This is a genomic window from Candidatus Villigracilis affinis (assembly GCF_016705895.1).
Classification (GTDB): domain Bacteria; phylum Chloroflexota; class Anaerolineae; order Anaerolineales; family Villigracilaceae; genus Villigracilis; species Villigracilis affinis.
Genome location: NZ_JADJKT010000040.1, coordinates 14,956 through 40,017, shown reverse-complemented (window position 1 = coordinate 40,017; position 25,062 = coordinate 14,956). Strand labels below are relative to the sequence as shown.

Genomic DNA, 25,062 nt, shown 5'->3' with positions numbered 1-25,062 from the left:
TTTGCAGCTCTGCAGGGCAGGCTCTGCAATTATATTGATCCTGGTCATTTGGACCTACTATGCTGAACCGCTTGCCGAAGCAGTTTCCCCGTTTTGGAATGACAAACTTCTCGATATCCTTATCCTGATTCCCGCAATTGGCGCGGCAATTGCAGGCACACTGGTCATGCGCCAGTTCGGTGCAGGCGAACAGCCTCATCGTGTTTGGCAGGCTTTTGCCATTGGTTTGTGGTTTTGGGTCGGTGGGGAAATTAGCGGGATCGTGTACGACGCGATCTACATCGACACGCCTTATCCCGATTTTCGATTGGTGGATATATTTTGGCTGCTTGGATATTTTTATCTTGGGCTTTCTCTTTATTATCAAGCCAGGCTGGTGTACGGAGCACAGAAACGAAAAGGCAGGCTCCTGTATATGGGTCTGGTTGGGCTGGCATTTTTAGTTGCAGCCGGGCTTACCCAATTGGCATCAAAGGCTGGCTTGGGTGGCGAATCCGCGTGGGTCATATTATTCATTACGGTTCTATACCCGGTGTTCGATCTCACCGAAGGCACGATCGCCATCTGGCTCTCCTTCCTCTTCGGGCGCGGACAATGGAGTCGCCCCTGGTGGGGTCTCATTCTCTTTGCACTTGCTGACAGCGTCAACACTTTTTACTGGCTTGGCGGTTATGATCTCATTCCTGCCGCGGCCCAGTCTGCAATGGATTTCGTCTCATTGGCGGCCTATCCCGCAAGCTACATGGTTGCGGGGCTGGCGCTTCTCTCGAATTACTTTATTTTGCAATACGGGGCTGAAAGTGGTTTGTTGGAAACGGCGAGAAAAAATAACCCTGTGTGAGATGTAACTTTTGTCACTTGACTTGTCGCTGGTAAAGACTAGACTTAAGAATAACAGTTCGGTGGAAATGATTTATTGTTGAAATCATCGGGCGCTTGTTTATTGAAAACTCCGACCGCCTGCACGCAGCCCGCATTTTCGACTGCATAATTTGTTGGCCATTTTTAGTGTCCAGAAGATAGAGAATGATTTTGAAAAGATCTCCTCTGAAAGACAAGATCAGCAAGGATAGGGACAGGATAGAATTTCAAAGACTTTTTGGAGATCACCCTGCTCCTGTTTGGGTTCATAACCGGGAAACATTTGCCTTTCTCGCAGTGAATCACGCGTTGAATTCCCTGCTGGGATATTCCCCATCCGACTTCGAAAAACTTACGCTTGAAGATATTTTTCCTGCAGAGGAAATACCGCCTCTTTACGCCGACCTGAAGCAGGCTCGCCATATTGGGCATTATCCACGCGAATGGCATCTTCGTACTAAAAACGTACAATTGATCAGCATCACCCTGACTTTTAGTTCGATCGATCACGATGGTCATGAGGCCTCTCTCGTAATCGTTCATGTCAGGCAGGATCAGACCATGGAGAGCCGCATTTTTGGGGCACGTCTGCGGATCAGTGAATTTGCCCACTCCCATTCATTGGATGATTTACTTCAGAAAACATTAGACGAAGCCGAGTTGCTAACTCAAAGCAATATTGGCTTTTTTCACTTCGTTGAAAAAGATCAAAAGACCCTTTCATTGCAGAATTGGTCAACCCATACCCTGAAAAGCATGTGTACCGCCGATGGAAAGTGGTCTCATTACCCGATTGACGAGGCGGGCGTGTGGGTGGATTGTGTCCGTCAAAATGGGCCGGTGATTTACAATGATTACCCCAGCCTGACACATCGCAAGGGAATGCCGCCGGGCCATGCACTAGTTTCACGTTTGTTGACCATTCCTGTCATGCGCGGTGGTGTGGCAGTCGCTATTCTGGGGGTTGGGAACAAGCCCGATGAATATACCGAAGCTGATGTCGCCACTGTTAACCTGATGGCCGACCTCGCATGGGATATCGCTGAGGGCAAACGTGCGGAAAATGAACTACGTCAAAGCGAGGAACGTCTGAGGCAGTTGTTCGACAAGATTTCCAACATCGCAGTTCAAGGATATGGTCCCGATGGAACGGTACGTTTGTGGAATCAAGCCAGTGAGAAAATTTATGGCTATACAAAAGAAGAGGCATTGGGGAGGAATTTAGTCGACCTGATCATCCCTCCCGAAATAAAGGCAGCGGTAAAGGCAGATATTCAACAAATGATCGAATCCGGGCAGGGACATCCATCAGAGGAGTTATCCCTGATGCGCAAGGATGGTTCGCGGGTATCCGTTTATTCAAATCACACCGTCATCGAAACCTTCGGCGTAGGCAAGGAATTGTATTGCATCGATATCGACCTGTCCGAACGAAAGTTGTTCGAGGATGCCCTGCGCGACAGCGAAGAAAAACACCGCCAGCTCTTTGAAGCAGAATCCGATGCGATCTTCCTGATCGACAACGAAACCGGGCATATCTATGAGGTAAATTCAGCCGCATCCAGGATCTATGGATATTCACGCGAAGAACTGCTGAGTTTGCGTAACGTTGACCTTTCTGCAGAGCCAGACCATACACGTAAAGCCATGCAGGAACAGGTTGTAAAAATCCCAACACGCTGGCATCGAAAAAAGGATGGCACCGTGTTTCCAGTGGAGATCAGTGCCAGCCACCTTACATGGAAGGGACGCCCGATTCATATTGCTGCGATTCGCGACATTACAGAGCGCAAAAAGATAGAAGACGCCTTGCAGGAATCAGAAGTGCAATACCGTCTCATGTTCCAAAACAATCCACATCCCATGTGGGTGTACGACCTCGAAACCCTTGTGTTCCTTGAAGTCAACGATGCAGCCATCACATACTACGGATATTCGCGTGAAGAATTTCTGCGAATGACCATCATGGACATTCGCCCGGTTGAAGAGGCGGATTCCTTGCAGAAGCACTTAATGAATACTGATTTACAGGATTTTAGAGCGGGTGTTTGGAAACATTGTAAAAAGGACGGCACACTGATTGATGTTGAGATTACGCGCCACGACACTGTCTTCAATGGCAGGTCGGCACGGCTGATTTTGGTCAACGATGTTACGGAACGGAAAAAAGCCGAAGATGCGCTGCGCGAAAACGAGTTGCGATATCGCATTGTCGCCAACAACACGGCTGATTGGGAATTCTGGCAGGCTCCGGACGGCAAGTTTATTTATTCCTCGCCCTCCTGCAAGGAGGTAACAGGCCATACCGCTGAGGAGTTTTTCGATGATGATGGTCTGTTGGAGCGGATCATTCACCCCGATGACCTGGTCAAATTCAGCAGCCACAGGCATTTCGCGTTGACGTCAAAAATGGTCGACGAGATCGAGTTCCGCATCATCCTTCCAGATGGCTGGGTGCAGTGGATCGGTCATGTCTGCCAGCCGGTCTTTGACGACCAAAACCGCTATCTCGGCGTTCGCGGCAGCAACCGCAATATCACCGCCCGCAAACAGGCCGAAAGGGAATTGCAGCGTGCCAAGGAATCGCTCGAAGAAGTTAACCACACCCTGCTGGTCGCCATCGAGCGCGAACAGCGCATCTCGCGGATTGACAGCTTGACAGAAGTTTACAATCGCCGCTATTTCTTCGAGATCGCCGCACACGAGTGCTCGGTGGCTGAACGCTACAAGCAGCCCCTGTCGTTGATCATGTTCGATATTGATAACTTCAAAATTCAACGACCGCTATGGACATCAAGTGGGCGATGAGATCTTGAAAAATATCACACAGATCGCACGCGAGCAATTAAGGTCAGCCGATATTCTTGGACGTTATGGCGGCGAGGAATTTACCATCCTGCTGCCGAATAGCAATGCCCAGGAATCATTAATCGTTGCAGAGAATTCGGGATAGAGTCGGCGCATACAAACTGGATATCGGAAGCGGGCTGGTCAGTGTCACCATCAGTGTCGGTGTTGCCGAATATTGCCCGGAAACTCAGGCTTTAGACGATCTCCTTCGAAATGCCGACAAAGCCATGTATGCCGCGAAAGAATCAGGACGGAATTGCGTATCCGTATATCCAGCGATCGATACGGTATAATCGCAAAAAGGAATTCAACGATTTAAAATATAAAGTTCAAAGTGCAGATTGCTGAGTGTGGAATCGAAGTCCCTTGGTTCGTAAGAATGGGGTCATGCATTGCAACATCCACCCGAAAGAAAACAGGATGGCGTCAAAAAAAACATCTTTGCGTTCCCAAAATGGTTTTAGGAATAAGGTTGATGAGGCTCTGCAGCTTGCCTTGAAATTTTCCCCGTCGCCCATGTGGATCCTTGATCGCGAGAGCCTGGCGTTTCTCGAGATCAATAAAGCCGCGCAAACGCAGTTGGGTTACGGGGCTGCCAAACTAAAGGGGATGACGATCGTCGATGTTTTTTCTGAAGATGAAAAGATGCGTCTCTTTCCGAACCTGAAGCGGGTCGGTCGTATCGGGCTTTTTTCTGGCAAATGGCATATCCTCCCCAAAAACGGACAATTTCTCAGCGTTACACTCACCTCCCGCCCATTGACATACAAAGGCGGCAAAGCCCTGTTGATCACAGCCTCGCAGTTGACCCCGGCGGAAGCCGTGTCTCCCGTTGAAGGTAATCACGATGATGAAAAATGCGCTATCTTGCCTTCGTCATGAACAGGATCTCCAGTCCGGTCATTTCCACAGATACAACTTTGCGGATCACTCAATGGAACAAAGCCGCAGAAAATCTTTATGGCTGGGAGGAGGCGGAGGTCATCGGTCAATTGATCGATGAAATTTGCCAGACTGAATTCAACGCAGAACAGCAGACCCAGGCGCATTCCACTCTTCTGACGGAAAGACGCTGGCATGGTGAACTGAAACAGCACCACCGCAATGGACGGGAAATATGGGTATCTGCTTCTGTCACATTGCTTGACGATGCAGATGGCAGATTTATTGGCGGCGTGACGATCAATCACGACATCACGGAAAGAAAGCAGGTGGAAGATGACCTGCGCCGTACAAAGCGTGACATGGAAGAGGTCAACCTGGTTCTGCAAAATGCCTTCGAGCGTGAACAACTGGCATCCCGCACCGATGCTCTTACCGGGGTTTTCAATCGGCGCTATTTTTTTGAATTCATCGAATACGAAGTTGCCCTGTCAAAGCGTTATCGAAATTCCTTTTCCCTTATTATGTTCGATGTGGATCATCTGAAACTTGTAAATGATACAGCCGGGCATCAGGCAGGCGACGAGGTTCTTAAGCAGGTGGCCCACCTTGTGCATATGGAACTGCGCAACGTGGATATTCTGACCCGTTACGGCGGAGATGAATTCGTCATCCTGCTCCCAAACAGCAGCCGTCAAGATGCGCTGATTCTTGCCGAGCGAATCCGCGAACAGGTTGTTGCCGCCAACTTGAAGATCGAAGGGGATATTCCACGGGTTACCATTAGTATTGGGATCGCAGACTTTCATACAGGAATTGAAAATTCAGCAGAATTGATCCGACATGCAGATGAGGCCTTGTATTCGGCCAAGCAGTCAGGGCGGAATTGTATTGCGGTTTATTCACCCAATTAATATTCCACTTTGTATTTTCACCGCCAGGATATGGAAAGCACGGCGGCAAATTAGTATTGCTTGCTTAATTTGTATTCCAATGATTGCTTCACCACAGGCCATTCCAAATTAATAATGGAAAATACAACGGTGTCGCGGTAAACCCCGTTTGCAGATTTGGTGTGATTCCTCAGCACGCCATCCTGTTTCGCTCCCAGCCGCGCGATCGCCGCACGCGACTTGTGGTTGTGCCAGTGGGTGCGGAATTCCACCGCGATGGCTTCCAGTTTCTCGAAGGCGTGAGTGAGGAGCAGATACTTGCACTCGGTGTTAACCGCCGAACGCTGATAGCTTTCCGCGTACCAGGTGTAGCCGATCTCCAGCCGCTGGTTGGTTTCGTCCACGTTGCAGTAGCGGGTGCTGCCGATGAACTTATTCGTCGCCTTCTCGCGGACGACAAACGCCATCCAGCCCGCATTCTCGCGCAACTCCAACGCAGAGCGGATATAAGCCTCTACCGTTTCTGGTGATGGAATGGAAGTGAACCACAGTTTCCAAAGCTCTCCGTCTAACACGGCTTCTTTGATCCCATCCAGATGGTCAAGAGAAAGAGGTTCTAGAACGACATGCGTTCCCATGAGGGTAACAGGTTGAATCCAGCGAGTTTTCATTGATTATCCTTTTTGTCAGATATCCAGTCTATGTGACGAAATAATTCTATCGCCCGGCCTTCGATATTGCGCCTGCTATAATTCCCACACTATGAACTGGCACAAAACCACCATCGAAATCGCCACATCGGGCAAGGGACTGCGAGACATCACTCCAACCATCCGCGCGCAGTTGAAAGAGTGGGAGGTTCAGGAAGGTATGTGCTTTTTGTTTTTACAGCACACCAGCGCCTCTCTCATCATCAGCGAAAACTGGGACCCGACCGCCCGCGCCGACCTGGAGACCTTCATGGAGCGCCTCGTCCCCGAACGGGATAGTTGGTACACCCACGATCTGGAAGGCCCCGATGATGCGACCTCCCATATCCGCTCCATGCTGACGGATTCCAGCCTCACCATTCCGGTGGATGATGGTGACCTTTCGCTGGGCACCTGGCAGGGAATTTACATCTTCGAGCACCGCGCCCGTCCGCACAGGCGGAAGTTGTTAATGCGGGTGTTATCGGTTGAATAACAGAAACGGCTTGCCAAAAACAAGCCGTTTCTGTTTTGCCTTACCCTTCTTCAATATAAAAGCGGATTCGGTTCAAGGTCGTCCACTCCGTGGAGCCGTCGTCGAATTCGACCTCGACTTTTTCACCGTCTGTACTTAGTACGGTCACATCATAGTACTGGTCATCTTTTGCTGATTTGCACTCCACCTCTTCATCTGCCGCCGTGGCATATTCTTCAAGGTAGTCCGCTTGTGTCCACTCTTCCTCGCCCGTATCAAAGCGGATGTAGATATCTTCCTCTTCAATGCTCAAGATGGTGGCGGGGTAAAAATAATCATCATCGTCCCAGTACGCAAATACACGATCGCCTATGTCCCAATATTCCATTTTATGTCCTTTTTGTGAGTTGTTTGTTTCAAAGATTATAACAAAGAGAAATTAAATAATTAGGAAGCCGAATGACTTTTGCCACCCGACTTCCTAATCTCAAATTTCTATTCCCTAATCTCTTACTTCTTCTTCCCAAACTTCTTCATCAAAACATCCTGCAAGGTCGGCTGACCGATCTCCTGCAGTTCGTAGCGCACACGCTGGTGCGGCTTCGTGATCTTCATCACGCGGGAAAGATCAATCGGTGTGCCGATGATGACGAGGTCAACATCCGAGGCGTTGATGGTTTCTTCGAGGTCTTTGGTCTGCGCATCGCCGTAGCCCATCGCAGGAAGGATCGGGCCAGTCTTCGGGTACTTGGCGTAGGTTGCGGCGATTGACTTCACAGCAAACGGACGCGGGTCAACGATTTCTTTTGCGCCGAATCTGCGGGCGGCGATATAGCCAGCGCCGTAGGCCATCTCACCGTGAGTGAGGGTCGGGCCGTCTTCGATCACCAAAACGCGCTTGCCCTGAATTGCATCGGGATCATCCACGAAGAGGGGAGAAGCGGCTTCGATCTGGATCGCATTCGGGTTCAGCTTGCGGAGGTTCTCACGCAGCTTGATCACGTTCTCTGCATCGGCAGTGTCCACCTTGTTGATGACGAACACATCCGCCATGCGCACGTTGGTCTCACCGGGGTAGTAAGTTGACTCATGTCCAGTGCGGTGCGGGTCAGCGACCACGATCTGCAAGTCAGGTACATAGAATGGGAAGTCGTTGTTGCCGCCGTCCCACAAAATAATATCAGCTTCGGCTTCCGCCTGACGAATGATCTTTTCGTAATCCACGCCCGCGTAAATGATCACGCCGCAATCGATGTGAGGTTCGTATTCCTCACGCTCTTCAATGGTGCAATCAAACTCATCGAGGTCGTCATAACTTGCGTAGCGCTGAACTTCCTGCGCGACGAGATTTCCATAAGGCATCGGGTGACGAATGGCCGCGACTTTGTATCCCATCTCTTTGAGAAGTAAAGCCACGCGTCTCGTTGTCTGACTTTTGCCTGATCCCGTCCGAACAGCACTGATCGACACGACAGGCTTGGTGCTCTTGATCTGAGTGTGATGCGTGCCCATGATGCGGAAGTCTGCACCTGCGGCATTGACCATGCTGGCCTTGTGCATCACATATTCGTGCGGCACATCACTGTAGGAAAACACAACCTGTTCCACGTTGTACTTCTTGATCAGGTCGAGCAATTCCTCTTCAGCGTGAATCGGAATTCCCTTCGGGTATTGCGCACCCGCCAACTCAGTTGGGTACACGCGGCCTTCGATGTCTGGAATTTGAGTCGCTGTGAAGGCGACCACTTCGTAATCCTTGTTCCCGCGGAAGAAGGTGTTGAAATTGTGGAAGTCGCGGCCTGCGGCTCCCATGATGAGGGTTTTGATTGGCATAGGAATCTCCTATCTTACTCACCGCACTGGGGACGCGTCCCGCTTTGCGGGGCAGTGTCCGAAAAAACTCGGGGTGGGTTTTGAGTCGTTTCGTTTTTACCCAATGCGGTCTTTATAAGTGGATTAAACAGGAAAACAGGTCAAAAGCATAGATAACTTTCAGCCTGTTTTTGACATGACAGTTTTCAGACCAATTTGTCCCTTTTTTGACCGCAAGCCGTTTAACTTCTGGAATGCATTCACAACTTCCGCCTCATGAGAGAAAGGAATTGCATGATAGGATTTGGCGAAAACCGAAAAACGAGAACAATGGAACGACAAGACGATAACCCTGCTTTAATCTCTGCCGCGCTGGAAGACCCAGCCGCATTTGGAATGCTGTATGACCGCTATGTACAGCATATCTACCGCTACGCTTACAGCCGCGTGGAAAACACCCGCGTTGCAGAAGACATCACATCGCAGACATTTATGGCGGCATACGAGTCACTGGGGAGGTATCGCGAGCGGGGATACTTTTCAGCCTGGCTGTTCCGAATCGCTCAAAGCGAGATCAATAATCATTTTCGTAGGAGCAGGCGCGAGGTCGGGTTGGATGCGACGAAGCGGCTTGCCGAAGCGGATGATGCGCTTGGTTCGGTCATCCAGGATGAGGAGTTGGGACGTCTCCAATTCCTGATCAAAAAATTAGATAACGATGAGCGGGAGTTGATCCGCTTGCGATATGTGGCGGAACTGTCTTTTGCTGAAATGGCAGACTTGCTTGGAAAGCGCGAAGATGCCGTGAAGAAGTCGGTTTATCGCTTGCTGGAGCGGTTGAAAGGACAGATGGAGTAGATATGAACGACTTTAATCCCTCTCCCGAATTTGAAGAGAAGGTTCGCAAAGCGGTGGATGTGCCGAGTGCGAAACCTGAATTTGTAAACAAATTACGCAATGAGCTGGCGAGGAGGCCAGTGAAAATGAAACCTCGATTTAAATTGAAACCTGTTTGGGCGTTTGCTTTTGTGATCGTTGCTCTGACATTGATCGCAAGCGCGCCTGCGGCAGTGAATGCTTTGAAAAAATTATTTGGTTATGTGCCAGGCGTGGGTTTGGTGGAGAACAGTAGTGGTTTGCGAATGTTGGTAGAACCTGCTTCGTTGACACATGATGGCGTGACGCTGACGATCACGAACGTGTTCGTTTATCAAGACCGCGTGGAGTTGATCTATAGCGTGCAGGGCATTGCCTCCGAAAATGATGGAACGCAAGCAGAAGATGGCATATCCAATCCTACTGCTTTCTGCGGTGGTGTAAATCCGGGTGAGTTCATGATCACAGACGGTGATGTGCGCTTACGACTGCCGGATGGAACGATTCTCGAGCGTGATTACACGGGGAAATATCCACAGAATATTTTTGCGATGCAGCCTGTGTATGAAGCCGCCATCCCTGCGGATGTAACCGAGATGACCTTTGTGCTCAAATGTATTCCGTGGGCGCGGCTGGGCGCTACCCCTGAAAATTGGGAATTGCCATTCAGCCTTGTGACCGTGCCAGCTGGAACCATTGTAGGTGAACCAGTCATCGAAGTGACTCAACCTGTGGATGAAGAACCTCGCTTCTTCATCCACAACCGAGCCTGTTTCTTCTCCCAAAGTGACAATGATCCTTGAGCGGATCGTTCCCACCGATTCCAATACGGTATTGTACGTGCACTTCAACATGGAAAACGCCGACCCTTCGCTGATTTCCATCATGCCGCAAAGCGCCTACGTCATCGACTCGCTGGGACAGAAAATTCCACTGCGTGGAGGTTTTATCTGGCAGCCATTTGAACACAAAGTTGGAAACGCTTTTGAGTTCGTGACCGAATCCAAGCCCGCCGATGGCCCCTTGACCATAATAGTGGATCAGGCAATTGCCTATTACATGCCGCTCTACACAGACCCGCCTCAAGCCACATCTGAGGAATTGTCTTTCACTTTTGATGTCGGTGATAATCCACAGCATGGCCAGGTTTGGAACTTGAATAAAATATTCACCATTGCAGGTTATGAATTCGAGATTACCTCTGCTCAAGCTGTGACCTTCTCTGACATTGAAACTCCCTCCTTCATAGATGGTTCACAAGGCTATGACTACGGTTATCAATTTGCCGTCGAATCAGACCCCTCCCTCGGCTTGAGCGTGGAAATGGATATTCATGCCGATAAGTGCTGGCTGTCGGATGTAAAGACAATATCTCCTTCTCCGCTGCTCTATACCCAACTATGCAGAGACGAATACCCGAAAGGGTTGGTCACCGTGACGGTCCGCGAGATGTCTGTGACTTTGGAAGATGATCTGCAAGTAGAGTGGATACCTTAGATTAGCTGAAATAAAAACCAGGTCGCGCTTAGTCCGTGACCTGGTTTTTTCGCCTCACTGGTGCTGTCAAACAGTGGACGGCACCATAACCGTCTACTAATTTCGTCAGCTCTGCATATTTTACAGTGAAGCCGCGCTTCTCCAATTCCGCATTCACACGCGGGTTGGAAGATAGCGCGGCGATCACTCTTTTATCTCCCAAATTCAATAAATTCGTGGCGAAGTTTTTCTGTTCGGCTTCGTTCACTTCGAAGATTTCGATCTCGCGGGAGCGCAAAAACTCGCGGAAACTTCCCAGCTTTTCGGTGATGATACGTCCCTTTTCCTGTGTGACCAGCACGGCATCGCGTTGGTCCATTTCGTAGGTGTAGGCCATTACCAGATCAGGCGCGAGCGGAATCCAGAACATATCCAAATGCATCACTTGCATGTGTTCGCTGGTGGGGCTGATGAAGAAATTGCTTTCCTCCTCCTGCCGTTTGTTGACCACCGCGATCAGTTGGATATTCTTCTCTTTTAGCGAATCGCCGATCTGGCGGCAGACTTCTTTCACCGCGCTCAAACTGGTCCGCGCGCCGACGCCGATGAAACAGCAGCCATCGAACATGGCAATGTCACCGCCTTCAATGGTCCCTTCGCGGATGTCGGTGATGGCGGAACCGAAACCGAGGGCATGGAGTGCGTCTTTGAAAATGCGGACTTCGGGTTTGCGAATGTTCCAACGCAGGGACGAAAGCACCACACGATCACCTATGACTTGTGACTGGTCACGCCCATAAAAGATATTCGACATCGGCCAGGGTTTTGACAGGCTTAATAAATAATTCAGTCGAAGCGCGCCCTGTTCACCGTATTGGGAAATATCCTGTTCGAGGATCATATCCATGTCGCGATTGACCTCGTTGTACACATCCTCGGGTGTGATTTCAAAGAGACTGTCTTTGGTGAGGTCGTTTTGTTTGGCGTGGCGGTAAATGTCAAAGTACGAATCGGCCCGTTGGCGCAGGGCCAGCTTCAGGTCATGAATGGAAGCGGGGAGCGAGGGAATGAATCTATCCTGGAGCAGTTCCGCAGTCGCATCCTTCGCGCGGACGATCTTGATCCCCTCGTTTTTGATCAGCGCCGACATGCAGGCAAATTCGCCGCGTGCTCTTGGTACTTCATAATAACTGCGGAACAAACTGCGCGATTGCGGAAGCAGTTGACCGAGCAGGGCTTCGATGCCAGGCTCGCCCCAAACCAAAACTTCCTCTAATGGATGTGTTTCATCGAGTATATGTGCATTCATTTTTCACCAATAAAAAAACAGACCAAACATAAAAGGTTCAGTCTGTTTTCGTGTGTTCTACATCACGTCGGGAGCTTGAATATCCAGCAGGTGGAGCGCATTTGCAAGGGTTTGCTTTGCGGCAGCGACCAGTCGCAGGCGGGCGTTCCGTGTGTTTTCATCTTCAGTCTGCATGACGTTCACCGCGTGATAAAACGAGTGGAAGGTGTTCGCCAGTTCGTAGGTATACGATGCCATCACCAGCGGACGATATTCCTCAGCCGCCTGTTGTACGGCCTGCGGGAAGCGGGATATCTGCTCAATGAGTTCAATCTCGTTTTTAGTGAGGTCGTAGTTGAAAATTGGCAGGTGATCAGGTTGGAAGGTTTGCGAACCTGCTTTTTTCAAGATCGAATTTGCCCTCACGTGAGCGTTCTGAATGTACGGACCTGTGCGTCCATCAAATGACAATGCTTCGTTGATATCGAAGACGATGTCTTTGTTATTATCCACTGAAAGCATCGAGTAAACCAATGCACCCAGCCCGATCTGTGAAGCGATCTTTTCCCGCTCACTCGCGGGAATGTCTGCGCTTCTTTCGGTTTCGAGCGAAAGTACACGCTTTACGGCTTCATCGGCTACATCTTTGAAAAGTACAACACGTCCGCGCCGTGCAGACATGGCGCCTTCTGGCAGGCTGATGAAACCATAGCCCAGGTGATAGCATTTCTCGGCCTGCGGAAAGCCCCACAGTTTGAGAATGGCAAAGGCCTGCTGAAAGTGCATTGACTGGCGCACATCCACAACATAGATGGATCGGTCAACGTGATATTGCTCGAACTTTACTTTTGCCAGCGCGAGGTCTTTGGTGAGGTAAAGGGTGGTGCCGTCGCTGCGCAGAATGACATTTGTGCGGTATTTTTCCTTGGTCAGCCCGAGCTTTTCGTCGATCTTCACGATGACAGCGCCGCCTTGCGGGCGTTCATCGGTGGCGATATCCTTGGCGATCAGTTCGTCAACGATGGCTTTGGATGGTTCGTCCACTTCGCTTTCGTAGAACCAAACATCCATTTTGACATCAAGCATTTGCAGCACGTCGCGCAGTTCTTCCAAACTCCACTCGCGAGTCTCGTGCCATAATTTCCGCACATAATCATCCCCTGCATCCCATTTGCGATACATCTCGCGGCGTTCGGCTTCGTAACCTTCGCGCTTCGCAGTTTCTTCGGGAGTCTCGTTATCCTTTTTTTCAAGCAGGGACGTGGCTTCCACATAAAGTTTCGCCAGCCATTGTCCGCGCTCGTGAATGCCCGCAGGCTCCTGGCCTTTATAAAACTTTTCGTAGATCCACATCACGGTGATGACGCCAAGTCCAAGGTCGCCGGGGTATGCGGCACGGATCGTTTCAAAGCCTGCATATTCAACCAGCCGTGCAAGCGATTCGCCCAATACGGTATTCCGCGCGTGCCCAATGTGGAAGGAATGGTGGGTGTTTGGCTGGGCATATTCCACCATCACTTTTTCCGATTTCTTTGCGCCGCGGCCAAAATCCTCACCTGAGTTGATCACTTCATCCACAACGCGGCGGGCGTAATCGGATGTCTTGAAGTAGACATTGAGATAACCTTTGACCGCTTCGATATGACTGATGCCGTCCACGCTTCCCAACTGCGCCTTGACCTGCTCGGCAATTTCCTGAGCCTTTTGCGGCACTGGAAGTTTGTTCCCTTTGCCGAGTTTCGCTTCGTTGGCGGCCGTCTGGAAAAATGACGTGGCAAAACCCCACTCGCCCGAAAAGGGGATGGGCTGCCATTTGAGTTCTGCCAGCGCAATATCATTGGCTTTGCAGAAGGCTTTGATTTTTTCTTCGATGAGTTGTTGTTCTTTTGTAAACATTGGTTGGATTATAGACGCCATCCCCAAATTTAGGGGAGAAATTGAGGTAACAAAAACGGGAGCGCCAGTTGAGAGGCGTTCCCGTTTTACGTTCTTTGGAAGAAAGGACTACTTCTTTTTCTTTGCGACAGCTTCTTCGGTCTTGGGAGGAGCTGAAAGAAATGCGGCAAGTCGCTTCATCAAGCGGCCCTTGCGGCGGGACGCATTGTTCGGGTGGATTACGCCTTTTTGGGCAGCCTTATCGAGCGCGCTAATCGCAAGCATCACGGCTTCTTTTGTCTCGGGATCGTTCTCTGCAAAAGAGCCGCGGGCGGCAGTGATAGCGGTACGGGCTGCGCCACGGAAAGTACGGTTGTGAATGCGACGCTTTTCATTTTGACGATTGCGTTTGATTTGTGAAATAATGTTAGCCAAGGTTATTCTCCAGATGTTGCTTCTTCTTTTTTGACAGCGCCGTATTTTACATTAGTGAGGTGTATTTGTCCAGTACTTTGACCGAAAACTCCTGCCGTTTTACGGGGTGCCGGTGGGGGTGACAGGCTGGGCATTGATCGGCGTAAAGGTGACTGTCGGCAGAAGCGTGCCAGGTCCCGGGGTGATCGGGGTGCTTGTAGGCGGGCGTGTGGCGGTTGGGGTGACGATGTTGACAGGGATCAACAGCAAGTCGCCGACCTTAATTGCGTTTGGATCGGTGATATTGTTCTCTTTGATAATCTCATCAATGGTGCTGTTAAAGAGCGCCGCAATACTCCCCAGCGAGTCGCCGGATTGCACCACATATTCCAGCTTGGTGCCAGGCGCTATGTTGGCCGGTATGGATGTGGCGGTTGGCAGTGGCATCCCCGGGTAGGGCAAAACGATGGATTGTCCCGGCAGAATGTTTTGCGTAGCCGGATCCACTCCGATGGGGAAGCCCGAGTCGGCAATTCCGCCATAGGGATTGAGAAGCAGGATCAAAGCGATGCCGTCATCTCCCAAGCTGAATTTTTCAACAATGGAGAACAGGGAATCGCCAGCCTCTACCGTATAGTTGAAAATTGTGGAAAAAGTCGCCGTTGGAGTAATGGTAGGCGTCTCAGTGGCGGTTGCTGTGGAGGTTGGAGTGGATGTGCTGGTTGGTGTGAAGGTCATGGTTGGGGTGGGCGTTTCAGTTGCGAAGATCGCGTCGAGAGGTTTGCTCGGCCCCGTCAGCCAGACAACCAAAAGGATAATTCCGCCCAGCACCAACAGGCCGGCGGCGATATAGATGATATTTGGGCCGTTGCGCCTGCGCTTACGAAGCAGGCTGATGGTGCCCGGGTTTGGAGAGGATGAAATAGGGGGTCTGTTGTTCATGAATTGTTCCTTTTTATAAAGCGCCTTCTGTCATGTCGAGTTCCCATTGGCACAATATAAAATAATTCTACCTGAAAACAGGAATCACGTAATGAGGAAACAAGCAGACGGGTAAACAGGCTGTGCTATTGCCTGTTTACCCGTCTGCTGCATGGCTGTTATCTCATGTGCGCTTTTAGATATTTCCCTGTGTAAGAATCTTTTACTTTCATCACCTGTTCGGGCGTACCCTCGGCGATCAACTCGCCGCCGCGGTCTCCGCCTTCAGGACCGAGGTCTACCAGCCAGTCGGCGATCTTGATAATATCGAGATTGTGCTCGATGATCACGACCGAATTGCCTGTATCCACGAGTCTTTGCAGAACTTCGATCAGCTTATGCACATCTGCTGTGTGCAAACCAACAGAGGGCTCGTCCAGTACATACAGTGTGCGCCCTGTTGCCCTGCGCGAGAGTTCTTTCGAAAGTTTCACGCGCTGTGCTTCACCACCCGAAAGTGTCGTTGCGGGCTGACCGACACGTACATAGCCAAGCCCCACTTCCTGCAGCAGTTTCAGCTTGCTTTGCATCGGCGGATAATTCTTGAATTCTTCGAGCGCATGATCGACGGTCATATCGAGGATGTCGGAGATGCTGTATTTGTCGTGGAAAAGCACCTGTAGAGTTTCGCGGTTGAAACGTTTGCCGTGGCAGACATCACAGGGTACGTATACATCGGGCAGGAATTGCATTTCGATGCGCAATTCGCCCTGTCCCTGACAAGCTTCACAGCGCCCGCCATGTACGTTGAAAGAGAAACGCCCGGGCTTGTAACCGCGGATCTTGCTCTCTGGCAGTTCCGCAAACAGCTTGCGGATTTCATCGAACAATCCCGTGTATGTCCCCGGATTCGAGCGTGGTGTGCGCCCGATAGGCGACTGGTCAATGTTGATGATCTTATCGAGGTGTTCGATACCCTCAATGCGCTCGTGTTCCCCCGCGCTCGTGCGGGCAAGCATCAGCTTCGCCGCCAGCGAGTTGTACAGGATGTCGCTCATCAAAGTGGATTTGCCCGAGCCTGACACCCCGGTGATACAAACCATCTTTCCCAAGGGGATCGAGACATCAATGCCCTTCAAGTTGTTCGCCGTTGCATTGACAACTTTCAGCACCTTGCCACTTCCTTCGCGCCTCTTTTTCGGGACCTCGATCCGCTTACGCCCCGAGAGGTAGGCTCCTGTCAATGACTTTGGGTGCGCCAAAATCTGTTTCGGTGTGCCTTCTGCAATGACCTCGCCGCCATGCTCGCCAGCCGCAGGGCCAAGGTCAATGATCCAATCTGCTTCGCGGATGGTTTCGTCATCATGTTCAACCACCAAAACTGTATTGCCTAGATCGCGCAGGCCTTTCAGGGTTTCCAATAATCTCGCATTGTCGCGCGGATGCAGCCCGATGGAAGGTTCATCTAAAACATACAAAACGCCGACGAGCCTTGATCCAACCTGGGTTGCAAGACGAATGCGTTGTGCCTCGCCGCCCGATAACGTGGCAGCGGAACGATTCAAGGTCAAATAATCCAGACCGACATTGACGAGGAAGTTCAAGCGTTCATGGATCTCTTTGATGACTCTTTCAGCGATGGCTTTTTGTTTTGAAGTCAACGGTGAAGATTTTCCTGCGATCTTTTTAGCCCATTCAAGAGTTTTCAGCACAGGCCAGGAATTTGCTTCCACAATATTCACACCATCCACAGTGACGGCCAGCGCGGCGGGGTTTAGTCTTTTACCGCCACAGGTGGGGCAGGGGCGATCCGACATGAACTCGCTGATCTTCTCGCGGATCCACTCGGAGTTGGTTTCGCGGTAACGTCGTTCGAGGTTTGTGATCACGCCTTCGAAGGCGCGGGTAAATTTAAATTCATTGCCGTTTGAGTTTTTGTAACTCATCTGGATCTGCTTTTCGCCGGTGCCGTACAGGACGATCTTCATCTGTTCTTTTGTCAACTCGCGCACCGGCTTGTTGAGGTCAATCTTGTAGGCGCGGGCGGCGGCTTCGAGTCCCTGCCAGTAGTAGCCGCCTTCTTCTTTAGGGCCGCTCCACTCCATGCTGGAGATCGCTCCCTCGTTCAGTGACCGGTCCGGGTCCGGAATGATGCGTTCTGGGTCAATTTCCAGTTTCGAGCCGAGGCCCTGACAATCCTGACATGCGCCTTGCGGCGTGTTGAAGGAGAAGGTGCGTGGTTCGATCTCAGAAATGCTGACGCCGTGCTCGGGGCAGGCAAGGTGTTCCGAGAATTGAATGTCTTCGCTTTTGTCCACGAGGCTGACAGTGATGTAGCCTTCGCCGAATTTCAGCGCGGTTTCCACTGAATCGGTCAGGCGGGTGCGCGCGGATTTTCTTTCCTCTTTGTCGCCTTCCTGTGAAATGACGAGACGGTCGACAACGGCTTCGATGGTGTGTTGTTTGTAGCGGTCGAGTTCGATTTCGTCGTCGAGGGAATGAGCGACCCCGTCTACGCGGGCACGGGTGAAGCCTGCCTTGCGAATCTCCTCGAAGACAGCTTGATACGTACCCTTGCGTGCGCGTACCAACGGAGAAAGAATTAAGACACGCGAGCCTTCAGGAAGTTTCTCGATCTTGTCCACGATCTCCTGTGCCGATTGCTTGACCACTTCACGTCCGCAGACCGGGCAGTGCGGAATGCCTGCGCGCGCAAATAGCAGACGCATGTAGTCATAGATCTCGGTAACCGTACCCACTGTCGAGCGGGGATTGTGCGAAGTCGATTTCTGGTCGATGGAAACAGCAGGGGACAGGCCGTCGATGTAATCCACATCAGGTTTGTCCATCTGACCAATGAACTGGCGCGCATATGCGGATAGTGACTCAACATAGCGCCGCTGGCCTTCTGCAAAGATCGTATCGAACGCAAGTGATGATTTGCCGGAGCCCGACAAGCCTGTGATCACCACAAACTTATCGCGCGGAATTTCCACCGTGATGTTTTTTAAGTTGTGGACTCGGGCGCCCACGACGCGAATGACATTTGCTGACATAGTTCTCCTTGGATGGGAAACAATTGTAGCACAAATGTTTTATTTTTTGCATATTTTTTTCGCCCTTCATCCTTTATCGTTCAACCTTATATTTCGCGTTATACTCAGTGCAACTTCTCAAATCCGGCGGTGTTATTTTAGTAAACCCGCCGGTAAGGTTTTAAACTTGCCGGACATGGAATACAACGAAGAAGAGATTCTCCAACACGCATCGCAGGGTGACCGTGATTCTTTTGGTCAGCTGTATGCGCATTATGTGGAGCGCATCTTCAATTATGTGTATTATCGGACTGGGAATACTCACGACGCTGAGGATCTCACTGCCCGTGTATTTCAGCGGGCAATGAAGCACATCGTGAACTACACCGACCGAGGTGTCCCTTTTTCAGCCTGGTTGTATCGCATTGCCCATAACCTCGTGGCGAACTGGCATCGTGACCGCAGCCGCAAGCAGGAAATTCCATTGGATGACCTGCCGATCCTGCCGACCAAGGGCGATCACCCGGAGAGGAACCTCGTTCGTTCACAGGAACAGGATGTGCTGTTGAAGATGATCCGCACTTTGCCTGCCGAGCGGCAGAATTTGTTGATTTTGAAGTTTGTCGAGAATATGTCCAACGCCGAGATTGGCGCAATCATGGGAAGAAGTGAAGGCGCAGTCAAGAGTCTTTATCATCGTACGCTTCTTGCTCTGCGTGATCAATTGGAAGATCAAAATCTTAATCTTGAAGGAGAGTAATCCATGTTGAGAATTGTGACTGACGGCGCAGCAGACATCCTCCCGGAATGGGCGCAGGAATTTGGCATCGATGTTATTCCTGTGAATATACTTTTTGGGGAAAAATCATATCTTCAAGGCACCGAATTGGACAATGAAGGTTTTTACAAATTGGTGGATGAAACCAAACGCATTCCAAAAACATCCCAGCCTTCACCGCATCAATTCGTGGAGTTTTATCGTAAGATCGCCCAAAAAGGCGACACGATCCTTTCCATCCATATCACGGCCAAGTTATCCGGTACTTATGCTTCCGCCATTGCCGCTGCGGAGGAATTAAAGGATGAATTCAAGGTTATTCCCGTTGACTCGGCGGTTGGTTCGCTGGGCATCGGCTTGATGTGCCGCGAGGCCCGCAAGCTGGAACGCGCCGGCAAAAGCATTGACGAGATCGTCAAATATCTCGAAGATGTCAAATATAAGATTCGAGTCATTCTTACCCTTGATACATTGGAATATGCAAAGATGTCTGGCCGCGTGAAGACCTTACAGGCGGCGCTGGCCTCTCTTCTCAATGTAAAACCGATCGCGATCCTGCGGAACGGCGATTTGAACATGGCCGAAAGAGTGCGTACCCGCAAGGCAGCACTTGACCGTGTGATCGAGATCGCAAAAGAAGAGTTTGGAAAAGATCCAGTTTACCTTGCTGTTGTACATGCCCGCGACCTTAAGTCTGGCGAAGGGTTGTTGAATGACGCCAAGGCTCACTTCAATCACAAGGAAACATTGATCAGCGAACTGTCCATTTCCATTGCCGCAAATCTCGGGCCTGGCACGGTTGGGTTGATCCTGTATCCCACTAAATAGGTACAAATGGCGAAACGTAAGCAGACTCATACCCCTGAAGAAGATATCCAATTCCTCGAAGCGCATCTGGCTGGGACCTTGAGGCCGATCTCGCCTCCGAAGGAACTTGTCCAGCGTTTGGGCGCGCGCATCCGCATGCCCAGCCGCAGCGAAATCACTTTGCGCTTCACAGACTGGCGCAGGGTGTTTCTGATATTCGGTGGTGTGGTTTCGGGGATGCTCGTTCTCGTCACCGTTGCGCGCGCATTGTATTATCTGGCTGGGCGCAAGATGTAGTTGGAAAAGAATTCGTTTTGGTACATAAAAATTGGAGGCGTTCAAGCCTCCAATTTTTTAATTACTCAGCAGCCAGTTGCTTAATTTGCGCGCTTCGGCGATCAAATCTGCATCGACGGGGAGGGTGAATTCTTCAGTGACGCGCACTGTCAAATTGTCAGCGGCCAGTTTCAGGTCGGGGGGAAGATTCGTGTCATCCTTAAGCAGATTCAACAGATCGTAGGCGCTCATGCTTGGGATCTTGTTCCCTTTGCGGGTGAGATAATCCCGAATGGCGATGCCAGCCGCGCGGCGGGCACAGACTCGCGCCTGTCCTTCGTTTTTGTTGATGCGGGCCTGCTGGGCCTTTTCGAATTCTTTTTGCAATTGGGCGGTTACAGTATCCATGCTGAAAATTATAATCCACGTCTTAACCATAAGGCTATAATTGCAGGACCTGACCTCAAAGGAGAAAAAATGAAGTCTACGTTGTTTCGAATATTTGGAATGTTGATCATGGCAAGCCTCGTGCTTTCAGCCTGTGCTCCGAAAGCCGCGCCGACGGCAGTGGATGCACTGTTGCCAGCATCTTCCCAGCCTTATCAGCTTACTGGTACGTATACCGTGACCAATGATTTTGTGCTTACAACCTATTATGTGGAAAATGCCGTTGCTTTGATCGACATGCACGGATTTGTCCTGCGCGACCTCGAGTGGGAAATTCCCGTCGATTCACAAACGCTCGGATTTATGACCTTCGATGCAGATGCCCTTGGCGGCACTTATGAATTGAGTCTGCCAGCCAGGCCGCTGGGTGAATTCAATGACGTGGATAACGATGGCAGTGCGGATGCGGGCGTGCAAATTTTCTCTGTGGCGTATTCGCCCAATGTGTATGGCGGCCCGTTCGCAGAAGGGGATGACCGTTCCCGCGGCTGGCCTTCCTATCTTGCCTCTGTGAAAACCGACTCCGAAAACAAGGATGAAGTCATTGGCGGAAAACTCGTGGTCTGGGCCGAGGATGCCGACCAGCAATTCCCAACAGGCTTCGGCGAAGATGGTTTGCTCTTTACTGCCGACGATCCCATCGGTGCGATTCCCGAAGGATATTCGATCGTGGATCTCGACCAAAGCCCCTTTTCAGTTTCGCAGGATCAGATTGAAGATTTGACTCTTTACGAACCTCAGGATATTGCCGTGAAGGATTATTCGGCCATGTCCTATACCGAATCGTTCAACAGGATGTTCGAGACGATCCGCAAGGAATATGCCTTCGCCGACATTGAAGGCGAGGCTCCCGATTGGGATGCCTTGTACGCCGAATTGAAACCAAGAGTGGAACAAGCTGAAAAGGATAGCGACCCGAATGCCTTCTATCTGGCTTTGCGTGATTTCACCTGGGCGTTCAATGACGGCCATGTGAGCATCAGTGGCGGCGATTATTTCCAGCGGGATTTTGCAACTGCGATCTCCGGTGGGTACGGTTTTGCCATTCGTGAATTGGACGATGGACGTGTGATCGTTATTTTTGTCGTGGAAGGTGGACCCGCTCAAGCGGCTGGCATTCAAGTTGGCGCGGAGGTGACTGAGTTCAACGGCCAGCCGATCGGCGATGCGATTTCTGCGGCGCAGACCTATTCCAACCAGTCATCCGATTTTGCGATCCGATATCAGAAATCGCGTTATTTACTGCGTGCCCTGCCTGGCACAGAGGCGTCGGTCAAGTTTGCAAATGCTGATGGCATTCCGCAGTTGGTCAATTTGGTCGCGATCGAGGAACGTCAGAGCTTTAGCCGCACATCGCTGTATTTCGGTGTGGATACCAGTTCGCTGCTGCCTGTGGATTCCAAGATCATCCCTGTCAACAATGAAAATGTTGGTTACATCCGCATCAACAGCAATTACGATGATCTCAATCTCGTGATCCGCCTTTTTGAACGCGCGCTCAAACAATTCGAAGCCAATACCGTGGCAGGCATCGTGATCGATATGCGCTTCAACAATGGCGGCGCTCCGCTTGGGCTGGCTGGTTTCTTTACCGATCAGGAAATCCTTTTAGGTCAATTGGAATATTACAGCGACAAGACGGGCAAATTTGAGCCTGAAGGCTTGCGTCAGAAATTCCTGCCCAATCAAAACCAGTATCGTTTTGAAAAGATGGTGCTGCTTGTCGGCCCCGCCTGTTTCAGCGCCTGCGAGATCGAGGCCTATGGTTTCAGCCAGGTGCCAGGCATGATCGTCGTCGGCCTCACCCCAACCAGTGGCGTCGAAGCCGAGACCGCGCGCGGCACCTTCAATTTGCCAGATGGATTCAGCGTGACGGTTCCGACTGGACGCTTTGTTCTACCCGATGGAACCATCTTCCTCGAAGGGCAGGGGGTTCAGCCCACACTGCGCATCCCCGTTGACGAGAAAACTGCTACGGCTATCGAAGACATTGTCCTGCAGGCAGGCATTGACGCAGTGCTGCAGCCGCTCGGAGCAGGCGTCACGCCGAGTGCCGCGCCGAAGGTCGCCTCGCCATCAGAAGCCGAAGCCGCGCTTTCTTCGGGCGCTCCATTTCTCGAAGACCTTGCCCGCGAAAGCTACGACCCTGCTGTAACCTTTGCCCAACCTGGCACAGCGACATATTCCGTTTCAATGACGGATCCGCAGCCCGTTGTTTGGGGCTATTCATGGTGTGCCGCTGATGCAGCCATGATCGCATCCAACTTTGAGAATATCGAACTGAAATTTGTGCTGGATGGCAAGAATGTACCTGCCGATTCATTCAGCACCTTTGAGATCGAAACAGGAGGAAAAGTCTGCCGCCTCGTATATACCTCCCTTAGCGAGTGGACCGCTGGTGAGCATCACCTTTCCACGACCGCTGTATTTACTTCCGCGATCAACGACGGCACATCCGATTTCGAGCCCGGTGATTACATTATCGAATACACGGTCTATGTAAAACCGTAAACTGTAGTAACGATTTCAGTCGTTCTCTCGAATTTACAATCTTTTTACAACCGTGCCATATACGCATAACCCGCTCCGCCTAGAATTTCATCTGTAACCTGAAAGGAGGCTTACGATGAAAAACATATTCAAGAAAACAATTTTGGTGGCAATGGTCGCCGCCCTCGCTTTCGCCGCGTTTCCCTTTGCAAATGCCTTTGCATTGAGCGCGAATCCCGAGGGTGAAGTGAACAACGAAAAGCTGGAGCAGTTGTGGGCGCGCCAGTTGCAAGCCTACGAACGGCTGGGCAAGGCTTTTGATGACGACGACGAACACCTCTCCAAATTGCAGGAGCGGATCGATAAGGCCGCCGCAAACGGCAAGGATGTCGCTGCCCTGCAAGCGGCACTCGATGCCTATGAAGCCGCACTGAAAAGCGCCCGCCCAGCCTATGAAAGCATCAACGGGGTCGTCAGTTCCCATCAAGGCTTCGACGTAAATGGCAAAGTGACTGATGCTGAGAAGGCAAAAGCCACAGTGCAGGAGATGCGCACCAAATTGCAAGAAGTCAAGTCTTCGATGAATGGCACGTTCAAGGCTTTGCGTGAGGCAATGAAAGCCTTCCGCGAAGCGAACAAACCCGCCGAAGGCACCACCACCGAACGCGATTCGTAATGATTTCTTTGATGGGTGGTGTGAGGCACACTCACACCACCCTGATTTGTTTTATAGAGGGTAAATAATGGCCCCTTTTTTATAGATCAGCCTGTAAAGCCAATTCTGTATTAAAATCATCGGGTTCGATCATTCGCTGTTAATGCGAAATGAAATTTTCAAAAAGAGGTTATTTATGAGAAAGAAAGTTATCCACACAGAAAAGGCTCCAAAGGCGATCGGTCCATACTCACAGGCCATTCGTACAGATTCGTTTATCTTCACTGCCGGGCAGATCGGCCTTGACCCAACCACAGGGGAGTTGGTTGCAGGCGCGGTGGAAGAGCAGACGCGTCAGGCTCTAAATAATTTGCGCAATGTCATTGAAGCCGCTGGCTCCAGCATGGATAATGTGGTCAAGACCACGGTCTTTTTGAAAGACATGGCTGATTTCCCGAAGATGAATTCCATTTATGCGGAATACTTCGGCGAGAATCCGCCTGCGCGCAGTACCGTGGCAGTGGCGGGTTTGCCCAAGGGCGGCCTGGTCGAAGTTGAAGCTGTTGTAATCGCGATGTAACATGTCCTCCGAACTCATCCTGCTTGTTGACGACGAACCATCCATTATTCAACTCTCGCGCATGTATTTCGAGCGGGATGGTTTTCGTGTACAGGAGGTTGGGGACGGTGAATCTGCGCTCGAGGCAGTTACGAAGTATCGTCCCGCGTTGATCGTGTTGGATGTGATGCTGCCCAAGCTGGACGGTTTTGAAGTCTGTCGCTCGTTGCGCATAAAAGGCGACCAGACGCCCATCATCATGCTCACCGCGCGGGATGAAGATATCGATAAAATTCTCGGCCTCGAACTCGGCGCGGATGATTACCTCACCAAACCATTTAATCCGCGTGAATTGATCGCGCGTGTCAAAGCGATCCTGCGCAGGAGCGATGGCAAAAAACAAGCGGATGGAAAACCGCTTCATCGCGGCGACCTGACCATTGATCCTGCCTCCCGTGAAGTTTCCGTCGCCTCACAGACCCTCGATCTGCGTACGCAGGAATTTGACCTTTTGCTTACTTTGGCAGAGCAGCCCGGCCGTGTCTTCACCCGCGAGCAATTGCTTCAACTTGCGTGGGGATTCGATTTCTACGGCCAGACCCGCACAGTGGATGTTCACATTGCGCATCTTCGAAAAAAGCTGGAAGGCTCCACTGTGAAAATAGAAACGGTCACAGGTGTTGGATATAAGCTGGTCACGTAA

The 25,062-nt window shown here is 50.9% G+C and carries 24 protein-coding genes and 1 pseudogene; 16 read left to right on the top strand and 9 right to left on the bottom strand.

Annotated features, from left to right (window positions below):
- The first annotated feature begins 1 nt into the window (after nt 1).
- The 5 genes and pseudogenes from IPI86_RS22825 to IPI86_RS22805 all read left to right on the top strand — a co-directional run bounded on the left by IPI86_RS22825 (nt 2) and on the right by IPI86_RS22805 (nt 5,507).
- A complete protein-coding gene (locus IPI86_RS22825; protein ID WP_345300338.1) occupies nt 2-841 on the top strand; it encodes a hypothetical protein in 840 nt (279 codons plus the stop codon).
- 185 nt (nt 842-1,026) lie between these two features.
- Nucleotides 1,027-3,814 (top strand): annotated as a pseudogene (locus IPI86_RS22820) (PAS domain S-box protein).
- Entirely contained in the window at nt 3,795-4,004 is a 210-nt protein-coding gene (locus IPI86_RS22815) for a diguanylate cyclase (RefSeq protein ID WP_345300337.1), read from the top strand. Before IPI86_RS22820 ends, IPI86_RS22815 begins: the two are co-directional and overlap by 20 nt.
- Nucleotides 4,005-4,131: 127 nt before the next feature.
- Complete coding sequence (locus IPI86_RS22810) at nt 4,132-4,593, top strand: PAS domain S-box protein (RefSeq protein ID WP_345300336.1); 462 nt, start codon at nt 4,132-4,134, stop codon at nt 4,591-4,593.
- Complete coding sequence (locus IPI86_RS22805; protein WP_345300335.1) at nt 4,569-5,507, top strand: sensor domain-containing diguanylate cyclase; 939 nt, start codon at nt 4,569-4,571, stop codon at nt 5,505-5,507. Before IPI86_RS22810 ends, IPI86_RS22805 begins: the two co-directional genes overlap by 25 nt.
- A 50-nt stretch (nt 5,508-5,557) precedes the next feature.
- Here IPI86_RS22805 and IPI86_RS22800 read toward each other — a convergent pair whose 3' ends face one another.
- A complete protein-coding gene (locus IPI86_RS22800) occupies nt 5,558-6,157 on the bottom strand; it encodes a GNAT family N-acetyltransferase (protein ID WP_345300334.1) in 600 nt (199 codons plus the stop codon).
- A 91-nt stretch (nt 6,158-6,248) separates the two neighbouring features.
- Here IPI86_RS22800 and IPI86_RS22795 point away from each other — a divergent pair, with 91 nt between their 5' ends.
- Nucleotides 6,249-6,671 (top strand): secondary thiamine-phosphate synthase enzyme YjbQ, encoded by a 423-nt coding sequence (locus IPI86_RS22795; protein WP_345300333.1) that lies wholly within the window; start codon nt 6,249-6,251, stop codon nt 6,669-6,671.
- 40 nt (nt 6,672-6,711) lie between these two features.
- On the opposite strand, the gene IPI86_RS22790 is transcribed toward IPI86_RS22795, so the two are convergent.
- Both IPI86_RS22790 and IPI86_RS22785 read right to left on the bottom strand, forming a co-directional pair.
- Nucleotides 6,712-7,038: a hypothetical protein gene (locus IPI86_RS22790; RefSeq protein ID WP_345300332.1), complete on the bottom strand. Its 327-nt coding sequence runs from the start codon at nt 7,036-7,038 to the stop codon at nt 6,712-6,714.
- A gap of 122 nt (nt 7,039-7,160) precedes the next feature.
- The gene (locus IPI86_RS22785) at nt 7,161-8,483 is read right to left on the bottom strand and encodes a cyclic 2,3-diphosphoglycerate synthase (RefSeq protein WP_345300331.1); all 1,323 of its coding nucleotides are present in this window, start codon (nt 8,481-8,483) and stop codon (nt 7,161-7,163) included.
- Between the two features lie 309 nt (nt 8,484-8,792).
- Between IPI86_RS22785 and IPI86_RS22780 the strand changes: the two genes are divergently transcribed.
- The 3 genes from IPI86_RS22780 (at nt 8,793) to IPI86_RS22770 (ending at nt 10,835) form a co-directional block, all read left to right on the top strand.
- Complete coding sequence (locus IPI86_RS22780; protein WP_345300330.1) at nt 8,793-9,320, top strand: sigma-70 family RNA polymerase sigma factor; 528 nt, start codon at nt 8,793-8,795, stop codon at nt 9,318-9,320.
- 125 nt (nt 9,321-9,445) lie between these two features.
- Nucleotides 9,446-10,141 carry a hypothetical protein gene (locus IPI86_RS22775; RefSeq protein WP_345300329.1) on the top strand — a complete coding sequence of 232 codons (696 nt, stop codon included), beginning with the start codon at nt 9,446-9,448 and terminating at the stop codon, nt 10,139-10,141.
- Nucleotides 10,074-10,835: a hypothetical protein gene (locus IPI86_RS22770; protein WP_345300328.1), complete on the top strand. Its 762-nt coding sequence runs from the start codon at nt 10,074-10,076 to the stop codon at nt 10,833-10,835. Before IPI86_RS22775 ends, IPI86_RS22770 begins: the two co-directional genes overlap by 68 nt.
- A gap of 28 nt (nt 10,836-10,863) precedes the next feature.
- On the opposite strand, the gene IPI86_RS22765 is transcribed toward IPI86_RS22770, so the two are convergent.
- The 5 genes from IPI86_RS22765 to uvrA form a co-directional block, all read right to left on the bottom strand.
- Complete coding sequence (locus IPI86_RS22765; protein WP_345300327.1) at nt 10,864-12,123, bottom strand: arginine deiminase family protein; 1,260 nt, start codon at nt 12,121-12,123, stop codon at nt 10,864-10,866.
- 57 nt (nt 12,124-12,180) lie between these two features.
- Nucleotides 12,181-13,998 (bottom strand): arginine--tRNA ligase, encoded by a 1,818-nt coding sequence (argS, locus tag IPI86_RS22760; RefSeq protein ID WP_345300326.1) that lies wholly within the window; start codon nt 13,996-13,998, stop codon nt 12,181-12,183.
- A 108-nt stretch (nt 13,999-14,106) separates the two neighbouring features.
- Nucleotides 14,107-14,412, bottom strand: a complete 306-nt coding sequence (gene rpsT, locus IPI86_RS22755) for a 30S ribosomal protein S20 (protein ID WP_345300325.1) — start codon at nt 14,410-14,412, stop codon at nt 14,107-14,109.
- Between the two features lie 99 nt (nt 14,413-14,511).
- Nucleotides 14,512-15,333: a LysM peptidoglycan-binding domain-containing protein gene (locus IPI86_RS22750; protein WP_345300324.1), complete on the bottom strand. Its 822-nt coding sequence runs from the start codon at nt 15,331-15,333 to the stop codon at nt 14,512-14,514.
- Between the two features lie 158 nt (nt 15,334-15,491).
- The gene (gene uvrA, locus IPI86_RS22745; RefSeq protein ID WP_345300323.1) at nt 15,492-18,368 is read right to left on the bottom strand and encodes an excinuclease ABC subunit UvrA; all 2,877 of its coding nucleotides are present in this window, start codon (nt 18,366-18,368) and stop codon (nt 15,492-15,494) included.
- A 175-nt stretch (nt 18,369-18,543) separates the two neighbouring features.
- On the opposite strand from uvrA, the gene IPI86_RS22740 reads away from it, so the two are divergent.
- The 3 genes from IPI86_RS22740 to IPI86_RS22730 are packed head-to-tail and all read left to right on the top strand — an operon-like array spanning nt 18,544 to nt 20,229.
- Nucleotides 18,544-19,107 carry a sigma-70 family RNA polymerase sigma factor gene (locus tag IPI86_RS22740; RefSeq protein WP_345300322.1) on the top strand — a complete coding sequence of 188 codons (564 nt, stop codon included), beginning with the start codon at nt 18,544-18,546 and terminating at the stop codon, nt 19,105-19,107.
- A 3-nt stretch (nt 19,108-19,110) separates the two neighbouring features.
- A complete protein-coding gene (locus IPI86_RS22735; protein WP_345300321.1) occupies nt 19,111-19,953 on the top strand; it encodes a DegV family protein in 843 nt (280 codons plus the stop codon).
- A gap of 6 nt (nt 19,954-19,959) precedes the next feature.
- Nucleotides 19,960-20,229, top strand: coding sequence for a hypothetical protein (locus IPI86_RS22730; protein WP_345300320.1), 270 nt, complete (start codon nt 19,960-19,962; stop codon nt 20,227-20,229).
- A gap of 57 nt (nt 20,230-20,286) precedes the next feature.
- On the opposite strand, the gene IPI86_RS22725 is transcribed toward IPI86_RS22730, so the two are convergent.
- The gene (locus tag IPI86_RS22725; protein WP_345300319.1) at nt 20,287-20,616 is read right to left on the bottom strand and encodes a hypothetical protein; all 330 of its coding nucleotides are present in this window, start codon (nt 20,614-20,616) and stop codon (nt 20,287-20,289) included.
- A gap of 69 nt (nt 20,617-20,685) precedes the next feature.
- Between IPI86_RS22725 and IPI86_RS22720 the strand changes: the two genes are divergently transcribed.
- From IPI86_RS22720 to IPI86_RS22705, 4 genes are all read left to right on the top strand, one after another.
- Nucleotides 20,686-23,166: a S41 family peptidase gene (locus IPI86_RS22720; RefSeq protein WP_345300318.1), complete on the top strand. Its 2,481-nt coding sequence runs from the start codon at nt 20,686-20,688 to the stop codon at nt 23,164-23,166.
- 115 nt (nt 23,167-23,281) lie between these two features.
- On the top strand, nt 23,282-23,821 hold the full coding sequence (locus tag IPI86_RS22715; RefSeq protein WP_345300317.1) for a hypothetical protein: 540 nt from the start codon (nt 23,282-23,284) through the stop codon (nt 23,819-23,821).
- 175 nt (nt 23,822-23,996) lie between these two features.
- A complete protein-coding gene (locus tag IPI86_RS22710) occupies nt 23,997-24,380 on the top strand; it encodes a RidA family protein (protein WP_345300316.1) in 384 nt (127 codons plus the stop codon).
- A 1-nt stretch (nt 24,381) separates the two neighbouring features.
- Nucleotides 24,382-25,062 (top strand): response regulator transcription factor, encoded by a 681-nt coding sequence (locus tag IPI86_RS22705; RefSeq protein ID WP_345300315.1) that lies wholly within the window; start codon nt 24,382-24,384, stop codon nt 25,060-25,062.

What these genes read in the sequence shown, in the direction of transcription:
- uvrA (WP_345300323.1), bottom strand. Translation starts at nt 18,368, where the DNA reads ATGTCAGCAAATGTCATTCGCGTCGTGGGCGCCCGAGTCCACAACTTA.
- IPI86_RS22770 (WP_345300328.1), top strand. Translation starts at nt 10,074, where the DNA reads ATGAAGAACCTCGCTTCTTCATCCACAACCGAGCCTGTTTCTTCTCCC.
- IPI86_RS22810 (WP_345300336.1), top strand. Translation starts at nt 4,132, where the DNA reads ATGGCGTCAAAAAAAACATCTTTGCGTTCCCAAAATGGTTTTAGGAAT.
- IPI86_RS22715 (WP_345300317.1), top strand. Translation starts at nt 23,282, where the DNA reads ATGAAAAACATATTCAAGAAAACAATTTTGGTGGCAATGGTCGCCGCC.
- IPI86_RS22750 (WP_345300324.1), bottom strand. Translation starts at nt 15,333, where the DNA reads ATGAACAACAGACCCCCTATTTCATCCTCTCCAAACCCGGGCACCATC.
- IPI86_RS22765 (WP_345300327.1), bottom strand. Translation starts at nt 12,123, where the DNA reads ATGAATGCACATATACTCGATGAAACACATCCATTAGAGGAAGTTTTG.
- IPI86_RS22730 (WP_345300320.1), top strand. Translation starts at nt 19,960, where the DNA reads ATGGCGAAACGTAAGCAGACTCATACCCCTGAAGAAGATATCCAATTC.
- IPI86_RS22790 (WP_345300332.1), bottom strand. Translation starts at nt 7,038, where the DNA reads ATGGAATATTGGGACATAGGCGATCGTGTATTTGCGTACTGGGACGAT.
- IPI86_RS22710 (WP_345300316.1), top strand. Translation starts at nt 23,997, where the DNA reads ATGAGAAAGAAAGTTATCCACACAGAAAAGGCTCCAAAGGCGATCGGT.
- IPI86_RS22775 (WP_345300329.1), top strand. Translation starts at nt 9,446, where the DNA reads ATGAAACCTCGATTTAAATTGAAACCTGTTTGGGCGTTTGCTTTTGTG.
- IPI86_RS22785 (WP_345300331.1), bottom strand. Translation starts at nt 8,483, where the DNA reads ATGCCAATCAAAACCCTCATCATGGGAGCCGCAGGCCGCGACTTCCAC.
- IPI86_RS22780 (WP_345300330.1), top strand. Translation starts at nt 8,793, where the DNA reads ATGGAACGACAAGACGATAACCCTGCTTTAATCTCTGCCGCGCTGGAA.
- IPI86_RS22705 (WP_345300315.1), top strand. Translation starts at nt 24,382, where the DNA reads ATGTCCTCCGAACTCATCCTGCTTGTTGACGACGAACCATCCATTATT.
- IPI86_RS22795 (WP_345300333.1), top strand. Translation starts at nt 6,249, where the DNA reads ATGAACTGGCACAAAACCACCATCGAAATCGCCACATCGGGCAAGGGA.
- IPI86_RS22725 (WP_345300319.1), bottom strand. Translation starts at nt 20,616, where the DNA reads ATGGATACTGTAACCGCCCAATTGCAAAAAGAATTCGAAAAGGCCCAG.
- IPI86_RS22805 (WP_345300335.1), top strand. Translation starts at nt 4,569, where the DNA reads ATGCGCTATCTTGCCTTCGTCATGAACAGGATCTCCAGTCCGGTCATT.
- IPI86_RS22720 (WP_345300318.1), top strand. Translation starts at nt 20,686, where the DNA reads ATGAAGTCTACGTTGTTTCGAATATTTGGAATGTTGATCATGGCAAGC.
- IPI86_RS22735 (WP_345300321.1), top strand. Translation starts at nt 19,111, where the DNA reads ATGTTGAGAATTGTGACTGACGGCGCAGCAGACATCCTCCCGGAATGG.
- IPI86_RS22800 (WP_345300334.1), bottom strand. Translation starts at nt 6,157, where the DNA reads ATGAAAACTCGCTGGATTCAACCTGTTACCCTCATGGGAACGCATGTC.
- IPI86_RS22740 (WP_345300322.1), top strand. Translation starts at nt 18,544, where the DNA reads ATGGAATACAACGAAGAAGAGATTCTCCAACACGCATCGCAGGGTGAC.
- argS (WP_345300326.1), bottom strand. Translation starts at nt 13,998, where the DNA reads ATGTTTACAAAAGAACAACAACTCATCGAAGAAAAAATCAAAGCCTTC.